Here is a 12592-nt window from a genome sequence, read left to right on the forward strand (position 1 = left end):
TAAAGAACAGAAAAAGAATGAAACTTTTAAAAGATAAAACAGCCATTATTACAGGAGCTACCAGAGGAATCGGTAGGGGTATTGCATTAGAATTTGCAAACCAAGGATGTAATATTGCGTTTACTTATAGTTCATCAGTTGAAGCAGCGAATGCTTTAGAAAATGAATTAACCGCTTTAGGAATAAAAGCAAAAGGATACCAATCGAATGCCGCAAATTTTGATGCCGCTCAAGAATTAGCAAAAAATGTTTTAGAAGAATTTAAAACAATTGATGTACTTGTAAATAATGCAGGAATCACCAAAGATAATTTATTGATGCGTATTTCAGAAACTGATTTTGATAAAGTTATTGAAGTTAATTTAAAATCTGTTTTTAATTTAACGAAAGCTGTTATCCGACCAATGATGAAACAACGTTCAGGTTCTATCATAAATATGAGTTCTGTTGTTGGATTAAAAGGAAATGCAGGTCAGGCAAATTATGCAGCTTCAAAAGCTGGGATTTTAGGTTTTTCTAAATCAGTAGCCTTAGAGTTAGGATCAAGAAATATTAGAAGTAACGTAGTTGCTCCTGGTTTTATTGAAACTGAAATGACTGCAAAATTAGATGAAAAAGTAGTAGATGCTTGGCGCAATGATATTCCTTTAAAAAGAGGAGGAACTCCAAAAGATATCGCAAACGCTTGTGTATTTTTAGCATCAGATATGAGTAGCTATATTACAGGACAAACATTATCTGTTGATGGTGGAATGTTAACCTAGAAAAAATAAATTTTATTTTTTAACTTTATTTTATAAAACCAAAAAAGCAGCAATTCTAGAATTGCTGCTTTTTTGGTTTTATAATTATTATTGATTGAATTCATTAAAACTACCATCATCATATAAAAGTACGATTTTTACTAATTTTTTATTTCCAGAATTATTAGGCTCATTTTTTGAATTATTCTCGATAGAAGTAGTGCTTGTAGAGAATAGGGTAGGGCTAATTTCTGTTTTTTCTTCTTGAATAATTTCTTTTGTTGAAGTTTCTTCTTCGGTTACTATTTCCTCTTCAGGCTCTATTTTTGGAAAAGTTCCTTCACCATATAAGAACCAATACAAATCAACTTCAGGAAATTTATTAATTGTCTTCATAACAAAATCTAAACTTGGCTTATTTCTACCAGATAAAAGGTGAGATATGCTAGAACGTTGAACATTTATAGCGTCAGCAAATGTTGATGAAGTTAAATTATAATGAGAAATAATCTTTTTTAAACGAGTAAGTATATCATCCATAGTTTATTTTTTTACAATTGTAATTATATATTTATATGTAGCAAATATATACATTTGTCAATTAATTACAAATTATTATTTAAAATTTTAATTTGTTTTTTTGTATTCTAAAAATAATTACAACAGTTTACAAAAGAGAATTAAGTAATAATTATGAGAAGTAAAACAAGTATACAAATGTAATTAGTTAGTAATCGTTGCTGTTTATTTCTACTAATTATATTTGTATCAAGCATCAATTTAATAAAAAATAAGCATTAAATTTAAGCTTTAAGCAATCATCGTTTTATCCTTTTGCTTTATATGAAAAGAGATTATATTATCACAGTAGAGTAGGGAGAAGGAACCTAACGAACTAAGTAGGACAGGCATAATTAATTAAGAATAAAATTAAGATTATATAATGTTTGTTTTTCCTCAATCAATAAAGATAGAGTACGAGGTTTAAACAACACATAATTACATTTTACATATGTAATAGGCTTGCTATTTAATTAATAAGGTTCGCTGAATATTTAGTAAGATTACATTTGTATACGACTAGATTATGATTAACTACCTGTTTAATTTCTTAAAAGAATATTTTATTGTTTACAATTGTGTATCAGCTAATTGACGAATACTAATTTACTTTTGTATAAATAATATAAAGGAAGAGGAGATTCTATTCTATTGACTAAAATTAAAATCTGTTCAAATAATTTTACTTTACTCAAAAGTTTTATAGATAATCGAACTCGTCATGATAATTTATTTCAGCTTGACGTTGATGGATTCAATTTCTTATTGTTCTATTTTAAGATACATATGAAAACTTAATTTACTTCTCTAAAATATTAAGTTTTGTTTAAGGCACAAGCAAAACACTTCCGCTAGGGATTTTTCTTAATAAATAAATAGAGAGTAAAAGAGTAAAATAAAAAAAAGCCTGAACAATTTGTTCAGGCTTAATAAGAAACAATATAACTAAAATTTAAAATAAAGTATTATGAATAACAATTATTTTATCCATTAAAAGTAATAAAAAAACTGATAATTTGTTTGATTTATTTCTTATTTTCAATCCAAGTTTTAGCATTTACAAACGCTTCTAACCAAGGTGAAACTTCGTCTTTTCTACCAGCAGGGTAGTTTGCCCAGTTCCATTGAAAAGTAGATCGTTCAATATGTGGCATTGTTACTAAATGACGACCTGTAGCATCACATAACATTGCGGTGTTATAATCTGAACCATTAGGATTATTAGGGTAACCTTCATAACCATATTTAGCTACAATACTATAATTAGTTTCAGCTTCTGGTAAGTTAAATTTTCCTTCACCGTGAGAAATCCAAACACCTAATTCAGTTCCTGCTAGAGAAGATAGCATTACCGAGTTATTTTCTTGAATTTTAACAGAAGTAAATGAGCTTTCATGTTTCTTAGAATCGTTATGAACTAATCTACCATGTACTTTATGATCAGGATTGATTAAATCTAATTCCATCCATAATTGAGCACCATTACAAATTCCTACAGATAAAGTGTCTTCACGTTTAAAGAAATTCTTTAAAGCCGTATTTGCTTTTTCATTATATAAAAATGCTCCAGCCCAACCTTTTGCCGAACCTAAAACATCAGAATTAGAAAAACCACCAACAGCTCCAATAAATTGAATATCTTCTAAAGTTTCACGTCCAGAAATTAAATCTGTCATGTGAACATCTTTAACATCGAAACCAGCTAAATACATGGCATTTGCCATTTCACGTTCAGAGTTAGAACCCTTTTCACGAATAATAGCTGCTTTTGGTTTGTCTTTTTTATCTGCTGATGAATTATCGCCTAAAACATCTGCAATTTTTCCTGTAAAATTAGCAGGGAACGTATATTTTAAAGGCTGATTTTTATAATTATCAAACCTGTTTTTAGCTAAACCATTTGCAGTTTGCTTGTCATCTAATAAATACGAAGTTTTGTACCAAGTATCTCTAACTTCTGAAACATCAAAAGAGAAAGTTTCTTCATTATTTTTGATAGTAACTTTACCCGAATCATTTGCCGTTCCGATGGTAAAAAACTCAATATTATTTTCTGATAAAATTGTTTCTACTGAAGCATCTGCTTGAAAAACAATTCCTGCATTTTCAGCAAATAATACTTTTAATGAATCTTCCTCATTTAAGCTAGAGATATCAAAATCAGCTCCTAAATTAACATCAGCAAAACACATTTCTAATAAAGTAGTTAATAATCCACCAGAAGCAACATCGTGTCCAGCAGAAATTTTATCAGCTTTAATTAAGTTTTGAATCGTATTAAAAGCATCTTTTAAGAAGGCTGGATTTGTAACATCTGGCGCTTCATTCCCAATAGTATTTAATACTTGATTGAAAGAACTACCACCTAATTTGAAAGAATCTTGCGAAATATTGATGTAATAAATGCTTTCTCCGTTCTTTTGTAAAACAGGTTCTATTACTTTAGATACATCATTACAATTTGCTGTTGCAGAGATTATTACAGTACCAGGAGAAATCACTTCATCTTCCTTGTATTTCTGTTTCATTGAAAGAGAATCCTTTCCTGTTGGCACATTGATACCTAAATCAATAGAAAGGTCAGAAATAGCTTTTACCGCTTTATATAAACGAGCATCTTCACCTTCATTTTTACAAGGCCACATCCAATTTGCTGATAAAGAAACCGAAGCTAAGTTATCTTTTAAAGGTGCCCAAATAATATTTGTTAATGATTCTGCAATAGAATTTCTACTTCCTGCAGCTGGATTAATTAACGCAGAAATAGGCGAGTGCCCAATAGAAGTTGCAATTCCTTCTTTCCCATTATAATCTAACGCCATCACTCCGACATTATTTAAAGGGATTTGTAACGGACCAACACATTGTTGTTTTGCTACTTTACCACCAACACATCTATCAACTTTATTGGTTAACCAATCTTTACATCCTACAGCTTCTAGTTGTAAAACTTGTGCTAAATAGATGTTTAAGTTTTTAGTTTTATATCTTGAATTCTTGTAATTTCTTACAATAGTTTTATCTGTTAAAACAGTTTTAGGAGAGCTACCAAACATATCTTCTAAAGCTAAATCCATTGGTTTATCACCTTTAGTTTCAGATTCAAAAGTAAAACGATTATCACCAGTAACATCACCAACGGTATACATTGGAGAACGTTCACGTTCAGCAATTTTTTGTAAAGTATCAATGTGTTTTTCAGCGATAACTAATCCCATTCTTTCTTGAGATTCGTTTCCGATAATTTCTTTTGCTGATAAAGTAGGATCTCCAACAGGTAAACTATCTAAATTAATTTTACCTCCAGTATCTTCAACTAATTCTGATAAACAGTTTAAATGTCCACCAGCCCCGTGATCGTGAATAGAAACAATAAAGTTTTCTTCGCTTTCTACCATACCACGAACGGCGTTAGCAGCACGTTTTTGCATTTCAGGATTCGAACGCTGTACGGCGTTTAATTCAATTCCTGAAGCAAATTCACCAGTATCTGCAGATGAAACCGCAGCGCCACCCATACCAATTCTATAATTTTCACCACCAAGAATTACAATTTTATCTCCTTTTTTAGGCGTATCTTTTAATGCTTGATCAGCTTTTCCGTATCCAATACCACCAGCTTGCATGATTACTTTATCAAAACCTAATTTTCTAGGTTTCGCATCACTTGAAGCAGCATTTTCTTCATGTTCAAAAGTTAATACAGAACCTGTAATTAACGGCTGACCGAATTTGTTTCCAAAATCAGAAGCTCCATTAGAAGCTTTTATTAAAATATCCATTGGAGTTTGGTATAACCAATCTCTAGCTTCAAATTTATTTTCCCAAAATCTTGTGTTTTTAACTGAATCTATAGAAGCTTCTAAACGAGAGTAAGAAGTCATATAAACTGCTGTTCCTGCTAAAGGTAAAGAACCTTTTCCACCAGCAAGTCTATCTCTAATTTCTCCACCTGAACCTGTTGCAGCTCCGTTAAAAGGCTCTACAGTAGTAGGGAAGTTGTGAGTTTCTGCTTTTAATGAAATTACAGATTCAAATTCTTTTGTTTCATAAAAATCAGGTTTATCAGCCGTTTTAGGCGCAAACTGAGTTACTTTAGGACCTTTTATAAAAGCAACGTTGTCTTTATATGCAGAAACAATATCATTAGGAAATTGTTTAGCCGTTTCTTTTATCAATTTGAATAAAGATGTTGGCATTTCCTCGCCATCAATAACGAAAGTTCCGTTAAATATTTTATGACGACAGTGTTCAGAGTTTACTTGACTGAAACCAAAAACCTCAGAATCTGTTAATTTTCTACCTATTTTTGTTGCTACACTTTCTAAATATTCAACTTCTTCATCACTTAAAGCTAAGCCTTCTGCTTGGTTGTAAGCAGCAATATCATCAATGTTTAAAATTGGTTCTGGTTGAATATCGATTGTAAAACTATCTTGATTTAAACCATCGTATTTTTGAGAAATCATTGGGTCGAAATCTGAAAAATCTTCAGAAACAACGTCAAATTCCTCTATTCTGATAATATCAGAAATACCCATATTTTGGGTGATTTCCACAGCATTAGTACTCCAAGGAGTAATCATTGCCGCTCTTGGACCAATAAAAAAGACATCTAATGATGTCGCATTTATTTTGGGTTGTTCTCCAAATAACCAGGTAAGTTTTGAAATAGTTTCGGTAGATAATTCTTTTGTTGTTTGAACAGTAAATATTTTACTGCTAACGTTTCCAAAGAAATGAATCATTATTTTGTTGTATTAAGTGTGTTGTTTCTAATCAATTTTAATTGACAAATTTACTTTTTTTCAATTAAATAAAGGCTACAAAATCCTATAAAATCACCAAAAACCTATAAAAATGATATAAAATTAAAAAAATAACAAAACAGTTATAAAAACAACAAAATAAAAAAAGTAGCTTTTGGCTACTTTTTTATTAATTTAAAGAATATTAAATAATATTATTCTTGATAAATATTATTATTTTGTATCAGGAATTCTATTTAGTTCAATTTTGCCTTTTTGAAGTGCTTTATAATTTTCATAACAATTTAAAACAGCTTCAATCATCTGTAAATCACTTGCTTTTTTGATAAAATAATCAGAATATTCACAGTCAATAAGTAATTTAGAAAGTTGTTGTTTATCCATTTGTAGATATTCCATCATTACTTCACGGTCGAATTTTCCTGCTAACATTTTACGTAAATCGTCTTCTTTCTTTAATTTTTGAAGCTTTTTAAGTTGTTTCGGCTTTCTTCCAAAGAGATTATACATTAAATCGACAGGTTCAAATAATTTTGCAATTGGCGATGTTATTTTTTGAGGTTTTCCAACTTCATAGGTTTGCGGAAGCCCGTTAATATGGATTCGTGTAAATCTATCTTTCGGAACTTGTTTCACATCGACTTCTAAAACACCAATCAGTTGGGTTGATTTGATAATAATTTCTTTAACTTCTTCGGGTTTTTCTCGTAATGATATTACGACTTCATTTCCTTTTAACAAATCGTTGGTCACTTTTAATTTGATAGAAGAGAATCCTAAAAACGATACTAAAACGGTATCATTTGCTTTTGCGATCAGTTCAAAAAAACCTCTTTCGTTGGTGATTGTTCCTGTAACGGAATTTAAATTTAAGATATGCGAAGCACTCAACGGTTTTTTGGTTTCAACATCAATAACTTGTCCTTTTAGTTGATGTTTTTGATGTTCATAATTTTGAGAAAATCCGACATTAGTAATTAAGATGAATACGAAAGTAAAAAATAAATATGTTTTTTGCATTGTTGGCAAGGATAAAGGTTTATCCAAACAAATTTAGATGATTTTATGATAGTTTAAGAAATTAATAAAATAATTTTTATTAATTTGGTTATAAACTCAAATTTTGATTCAAATTAACTTCGTTTGACTTTGTTTTTTGATAAAAATCAGCTTTAAAAATAGGGAAGAAGTATTAAAAATATTTTGTGCACGTAACAAGAGTCGAACTTGCACTCACGATGTGAACAAGCCCCTCAAGCCTGCGCGTCTACCAATTCCGCCATACGTGCTAAAAATAGAATAGTTTTCTTTAAAATCACTTTTCTTAAATCAATTTAAATATTAATTTAAGAAGTAAATAAAAAGAAAAAAAGCTAAGTAAAAACTTAGCTTTTCAGTGACCGGGCTGGGGCTCGAACCCAGGACCCTCTCCTTAAAAGGGAGATGCTCTACCAACTGAGCTACCAGGTCATTATTGCTTAATTGCCTAAGCGGTTGCAAATATACAAGCTTTATCCGAATATAAAAGCTTTTTTTTATTTATTTTGATTTTATTTTTTATCATATTTGTAATGATATTTCTAACTGCTTAATAATTAGCGAATATAAACCATTAATTAGCATGAAAATAATACTACTAGGATACATGGGAAGTGGAAAATCAACCATTGGTAGGCTGATTGCCAGTAAAAAGAATTTTTCATTTATCGATTTAGATAACTATATCGAAGAAAAAGAAAATAAGACCGTAGCTGAAATTTTCGAAACTAAAGGTGAAATTTATTTCAGAAAAAAAGAAGATCTATATTTAAAAGAAATACTCAATCTAAAACAAGAAATCGTTTTGGCACTTGGTGGAGGAACGCCTTGCTATGGAAATAATATGGAGTATATTCTAAATGATAAAACAGCAAAAACCGTTTATTTAAAAACAAGTATCAATACGATTGTAGCACGATTAATCAACGAAAAAAGCCAAAGACCTTTAGTCGCTCGATTAAAACAAGAAGAATTACATGAATTTGTAGCCAAACATTTATTCGAAAGAAGCTATTTTTACAATCAATCGGAATATAAAATAACAGTCGACAACAAAAATGTACACGAAATTGTCGCCGAATTAAACAAAATTGTTTGAAGTAAAATTGGCGAAAAAAAATAACAAGAAAAACAAGAAGAAAAACAAGGGGCTTAAGCCCCTTGTTGAAAAAAATAAAAAATATTATTTAGAGCCTGTTTAAAAATTAAATAACCTGTCAGTTCGAGTGATTTTTTTCCTTCAAAAAAATTGTATCGAGAACTTTTTTAGCATGAAATTCATCAATATAAAAGAATTGAAATTCTCGATACAATTTTAATTCCTTTTAGTCATTAAAATCACTCGAATTGACAAGAATCATCAAAAAAAAGGGAATAACCGTGGCAAATCAGGATGTGAAACTGAAATAAATTCAGTTTGACGGATTCGATTCCTTATTTTTCTGTTATATATTTTTTTCAGATGAAATTTAAACAGGCTCTAAGTATAATTTATGATAAACTACGTCAAATAAACAACCGTTTTAGCATTTTCAAAGGAAACAACAACATGTTCTTTTATTGAGGTAGAAAGTGAAATCCCTTTAAAATCGGCTTTTACAGGATACTTTTTATGATTTCTATTAACCAAAACAGCCGTTTTAAAACGTTTTAAAGGAACTTCTAAAAAATGCTTTACCGCATAAATTAAAGTTGTTCCAGAATTTAAAACATCATCAATTAAAACCAATGATTTATTTTGATATTCAGCAACCGTTAAAGAAGTCGTGATAGGAGTTCTAGGATTTTTTTTATCAATAAAAACCTTACAAAGTGAAATTTTTAAAGGCGAAATCTCTGATAATAAAACACCTATTTTTTCGGCAAATAAATAACCATTTTCGGCAATTCCTGCGATAATAATTTCAGTTTCATTACTGTTGCTTTCGTAGATTTGAAAAGCAATACGACGAATTTTTTGCTCAACTTGTAAATTCGTTAAAATAATCGCATCTGAGGATGTATTGATAGTATTCATTAATTATGATTTTAGGTATAATTTGATGATAATAGTAATTAAATAAGAACTTATTTTTTAATTTTCTTCTGGATTTTCAGTATTTTCTTCAGGCTGAACGCTATAATCATCAATATCTCTTCGGTCTTTTTTGGTTGGTCGTCCTGTTCCTTTTTTACGATAATAATCTTTCGAATATTTTAACAATGCTGTTTTATCAAACTCTTCTTTTGGCGTTATATCTTTACGATATAAATCGACTAATTTAGCGCCTAAACGGCTTTCAGGAATATCTAAAACCTTAATTTTATAATTAATCTGATTTTTACGAATCATTATTTCTTCATTTCCAAAAACATCTCTTGAAGGCTTTAATTTTACATCGTTAATTTTAACGTGTCCTTTTTTACAAGCATCGGTAGCGATAGTTCGTGTTTTATAAAAACGGATACACCATAAATATTTATCTATTCTCATCTTGTTTTTATTGTTTTACAGCATTTATAAGTGTTTATAAGTCTGATTGCAAGGCAGATTATCAACTTAAATTAAATCTTAAATTATATTTTGTAAAGTTTTTTACAAAATTTTTTACAAAGGTATAAAAATGGTAAATTGCAAGTTAAAATTTAAGAATTAAATGATAAAATTTAAACACCTTTTTTATTTCGTATTGACAAGTATTTTTCTGTATTCCTGCGGATCAGATAATAATGGAAGAAGGATTATTAATTTCGACCATGAAGCACAAGCAGTAAAAGACAAAGACACGATTATTAAGTTTTTAAAAACGCATTATTATAAAGATGCAGTTGATTCGATAAAACCTTTAATCACAGGTAAAACAGCTTTATTTACTGATGCAAGATTGAAAAGTAAGACTGTAAACGAATACGATTTAGACTATACGTATTATTATTTCGTAAAAAAAACGGGCGTATCTACCAAAGGATTTCCAAGTGTTGTCGATTCTGTTTTAACAACGTATCGATTAAGTTCGTTAGTTTCATCAAAAAACTTAGTAAAAGAACAAGATTTAGACATACCAACATGGTTTAATGCGGCTCAAATTGCTGTAAGAGGTTGGTTATATGGTTTTACACATTTTAAAGCAGGGAAAAACGTCACTAATTTAACGGATAAGAATCAGCCAATTACCTATGAAAATGGGGGAGAAGGATTCTTTTTATTACCATCAGGATTGAGTTATCGAAACGGACGAACTTTAACGAACAAAAATTTATTATACATTGTTACGTTACACGATATTGTTCAAAATACCGATCATGATAACGATAATGTTCCTTCTATTTTTGAGGATGTTAATAACGATGGTAAACCTTGGAATGATGATACCGATCAAGATGGCGTTTTAAATTATTTAGATACGGATGATGATGGCGATGAAATTTTGACAATCAACGAAGATAAAAATAAGGATAAAGATCCAAGAAATGATTTTAACGATCCAAATAATCCAACAACACCAGATTATTTAAATAGAAAAATTAGATAATTTTATTTATTATTCTAACTAAATTCTAAACACAAAAAATCCCCGAAACTTTAAAGTTTCGGGGATTTTTATTTTAACTATTTTCGTAATTCGTGATTTTCAATTAAATTTTTCAATAATCAATAATCAATAATAATTAAAAACGATACGATATTCCTACAATAATTTGATTTACACGAGTATCAAATTGAACTTTTGTTTCCTTCGGATTCGCTTCTGTTTTATTTAAAAATTCACTTTCAGTATCTGAAAAAGCTCTTTCCCAACGCACATCAAGTCCGAATTTCCCTAAATCAATACCTGCTCCTAATTGTAATCCGACAGAAAAACCATCTGCTTCTACATCTTTAATTTCTTTTACGTCAAAATCTCCTTCTATAATATATTGAAAGGTAGGTCCTGCAAAAACACGAGCAATTCCTAATTTTTTACCAATCAACACAGGAACATCAATTTTTCTAAAAGAATACGATGTTTTTATTGATGATGATAACGCGGTTGGTTTAAAAGTTACATCGCTATTTAACTGCGTATATACCAATTCTGGCTGAATATACAATCCAATAATAGGAATTTTCCCACGTAAAAAGATACCAGCATGAAAACCAGTTTTACTTTCTGCACCCGATAATACATCATTTTTAACATCCGAAAAAGAATCTGAATTATAATTAATTCCTCCTTTAATTCCAAACTGCACTTGACCTTGCATAAACTGTGTCGCTCCTACAAAAAGAAGCAATGCCATGAACTTTTTAATTGTTTTCATTTTCATCATTTTTATTAGTATTAATTAATTTTATTTTTAAGATTGGTTAGGTTAGTTGGTTAGAACATATTTAAATTTAAATTATTCTAGATTTATATATTATTTGAAGAAATCAAAGGGAAAAGCATCAAAATTATAAATAAAATTGATGCTTTTAAATTTTAAAACTCTTATAAAATTATCTTAATTAAGAAGAAGTTCTAAATGTATAATTAGAAAATAATTATTTATTTTTTCTAGCGATAACTTTTTCTACAGCTTTGATAATTGCGGTATCATTTAAGCCATATTTTTCCATTAATTGTTCAGGTGTTGCTGATTCTCCAAAACTATCATTTACCGCTACAAATTCCTGAGGAGTAGGTGTGTTGGTTACTAAACAACGAGCAACACTTTCTCCTAAACCACCAAATTTATTATGTTCTTCTGCCGTTACGATACAACCTGTTTTTGCTACGGATTTTAAAATAATCTCTTCATCTAACGGCTTAATAGTATGAATATTTATAACTTCTACTGAAATTCCTTTTGCTTCCAATTGCTCGGCAGCTTGTAATGATTCCCACACTAAATGTCCTGTTGCAACAATGGTTACATCAGTTCCTTCGGTCATTTTGATTCCTTTTCCGATAATAAAAGGTTCATCGGTCATAAAAACAGGTACTTTTGGACGACCGAAACGTAAATATACAGGTCCTTCATATTCCGCAATTGCCAATGTCGCTGCTTTAGTTTGACTGTAATCACAAGTATTAATAACGGTCATACCAGGAAGCATTTTCATCAATCCGATATCTTCTAAAATTTGATGCGTTGCACCGTCTTCACCTAAAGTTAATCCTGCATGTGAAGCACAAATTTTCACATTTTTATCAGAATAAGCAACCGATTGACGAATTTGGTCATAAACACGACCCGTAGAAAAATTTGCAAAAGTTCCTGTAAATGGAATTTTTCCACCAATCGTTAAACCAGCAGCAATACTAATCATATTTGCTTCAGCAATTCCTATTTGAAAGAAACGCTCTGGATGATTATTTTTAAAATCGTCCATCTTTAAAGATCCTGTTAAATCGGCACATAAAGCAACTACATTAGGATTTTTTTGTCCTAATTCCGTTAAACCATCACCAAACCCAGAACGGGTATCTTTTTTTTCGGTATATGTATATTTTTTCATCAATTTCAGTTTGTTGTGTT

General features: G+C 29.9%; 10 protein-coding genes and 2 tRNA genes. 3 read left to right on the forward strand and 9 right to left on the reverse strand.

The features are described 5' to 3' along the window. The first annotated feature begins 17 nt into the window (after positions 1 to 17). Positions 18 to 764 (forward strand): 3-oxoacyl-[acyl-carrier-protein] reductase, encoded by a 747-nt coding sequence (gene fabG, locus L0U77_RS08635; RefSeq protein WP_233901032.1) that lies wholly within the window; start codon positions 18 to 20, stop codon positions 762 to 764. Positions 765 to 851: 87 nt separating this feature from the next. On the opposite strand, the gene L0U77_RS08640 is transcribed toward fabG, so the two are convergent. The 5 genes from L0U77_RS08640 to L0U77_RS08660 all read right to left on the reverse strand — a co-directional run bounded on the left by L0U77_RS08640 (position 852) and on the right by L0U77_RS08660 (position 7543). Next, positions 852 to 1283, reverse strand: a complete 432-nt coding sequence (locus L0U77_RS08640) for a helix-turn-helix domain-containing protein (RefSeq protein ID WP_233897964.1) — start codon at positions 1281 to 1283, stop codon at positions 852 to 854. A 1046-nt stretch (positions 1284 to 2329) separates the two neighbouring features. Then, positions 2330 to 6052 carry a phosphoribosylformylglycinamidine synthase gene (gene purL / locus L0U77_RS08645; RefSeq protein ID WP_233897965.1) on the reverse strand — a complete coding sequence of 1241 codons (3723 nt, stop codon included), beginning with the start codon at positions 6050 to 6052 and terminating at the stop codon, positions 2330 to 2332. A 234-nt stretch (positions 6053 to 6286) separates the two neighbouring features. Continuing rightward, positions 6287 to 7120, reverse strand: coding sequence for a carboxypeptidase-like regulatory domain-containing protein (locus L0U77_RS08650; RefSeq protein ID WP_233897966.1), 834 nt, complete (start codon positions 7118 to 7120; stop codon positions 6287 to 6289). A gap of 159 nt (positions 7121 to 7279) precedes the next feature. Continuing rightward, positions 7280 to 7362: transfer RNA gene (locus L0U77_RS08655), tRNA-Leu, on the reverse strand. A gap of 108 nt (positions 7363 to 7470) precedes the next feature. Then, positions 7471 to 7543 (reverse strand) — tRNA-Lys (locus L0U77_RS08660). Between the two features lie 151 nt (positions 7544 to 7694). Between L0U77_RS08660 and L0U77_RS08665 the strand changes: the two genes are divergently transcribed. Then, positions 7695 to 8210, forward strand: coding sequence for a shikimate kinase (locus tag L0U77_RS08665; RefSeq protein ID WP_101918251.1), 516 nt, complete (start codon positions 7695 to 7697; stop codon positions 8208 to 8210). Between the two features lie 402 nt (positions 8211 to 8612). On the opposite strand, the gene L0U77_RS08670 is transcribed toward L0U77_RS08665, so the two are convergent. Together L0U77_RS08670 and L0U77_RS08675 are read right to left on the reverse strand one after the other, a co-directional pair. Continuing rightward, the gene (locus L0U77_RS08670) at positions 8613 to 9128 is read right to left on the reverse strand and encodes a phosphoribosyltransferase domain-containing protein (protein WP_101918252.1); all 516 of its coding nucleotides are present in this window, start codon (positions 9126 to 9128) and stop codon (positions 8613 to 8615) included. 57 nt (positions 9129 to 9185) lie between these two features. Beyond that, positions 9186 to 9584 carry an RNA-binding S4 domain-containing protein gene (locus L0U77_RS08675; RefSeq protein WP_101918253.1) on the reverse strand — a complete coding sequence of 133 codons (399 nt, stop codon included), beginning with the start codon at positions 9582 to 9584 and terminating at the stop codon, positions 9186 to 9188. Between the two features lie 163 nt (positions 9585 to 9747). Here L0U77_RS08675 and L0U77_RS08680 point away from each other — a divergent pair, with 163 nt between their 5' ends. Beyond that, entirely contained in the window at positions 9748 to 10623 is an 876-nt protein-coding gene (locus L0U77_RS08680) for a peptidylprolyl isomerase (RefSeq protein WP_193700206.1), read from the forward strand. Positions 10624 to 10759: 136 nt separating this feature from the next. Here L0U77_RS08680 and L0U77_RS08685 read toward each other — a convergent pair whose 3' ends face one another. Continuing rightward, positions 10760 to 11392 carry a porin family protein gene (locus tag L0U77_RS08685; RefSeq protein ID WP_233897968.1) on the reverse strand — a complete coding sequence of 211 codons (633 nt, stop codon included), beginning with the start codon at positions 11390 to 11392 and terminating at the stop codon, positions 10760 to 10762. Positions 11393 to 11615: 223 nt separating this feature from the next. After that, positions 11616 to 12572 (reverse strand): transketolase family protein, encoded by a 957-nt coding sequence (locus tag L0U77_RS08690; protein ID WP_193706651.1) that lies wholly within the window; start codon positions 12570 to 12572, stop codon positions 11616 to 11618. Positions 12573 to 12592: the final 20 nt, after the last annotated feature.

It is taken from the genome of Tenacibaculum piscium (assembly GCF_021390715.1).
Taxonomy (GTDB): Bacteria; Bacteroidota; Bacteroidia; order Flavobacteriales; family Flavobacteriaceae; genus Polaribacter; species Polaribacter piscius.

Bases quoted from the DNA above. Each gene is read 5' to 3' on its own strand.
- fabG (WP_233901032.1), top strand. From the start codon at position 18: ATGAAACTTTTAAAAGATAAAACAGCCATTATTACAGGAGCTACCAGA.
- L0U77_RS08640 (WP_233897964.1), bottom strand. From the start codon at position 1,283: ATGGATGATATACTTACTCGTTTAAAAAAGATTATTTCTCATTATAAT.
- purL (WP_233897965.1), bottom strand. From the start codon at position 6,052: ATGATTCATTTCTTTGGAAACGTTAGCAGTAAAATATTTACTGTTCAA.
- L0U77_RS08665 (WP_101918251.1), top strand. From the start codon at position 7,695: ATGAAAATAATACTACTAGGATACATGGGAAGTGGAAAATCAACCATT.
- L0U77_RS08670 (WP_101918252.1), bottom strand. From the start codon at position 9,128: ATGAATACTATCAATACATCCTCAGATGCGATTATTTTAACGAATTTA.
- L0U77_RS08675 (WP_101918253.1), bottom strand. From the start codon at position 9,584: ATGAGAATAGATAAATATTTATGGTGTATCCGTTTTTATAAAACACGA.
- L0U77_RS08680 (WP_193700206.1), top strand. From the start codon at position 9,748: ATGATAAAATTTAAACACCTTTTTTATTTCGTATTGACAAGTATTTTT.
- L0U77_RS08685 (WP_233897968.1), bottom strand. From the start codon at position 11,392: ATGAAAACAATTAAAAAGTTCATGGCATTGCTTCTTTTTGTAGGAGCG.
- L0U77_RS08690 (WP_193706651.1), bottom strand. From the start codon at position 12,572: ATGAAAAAATATACATATACCGAAAAAAAAGATACCCGTTCTGGGTTT.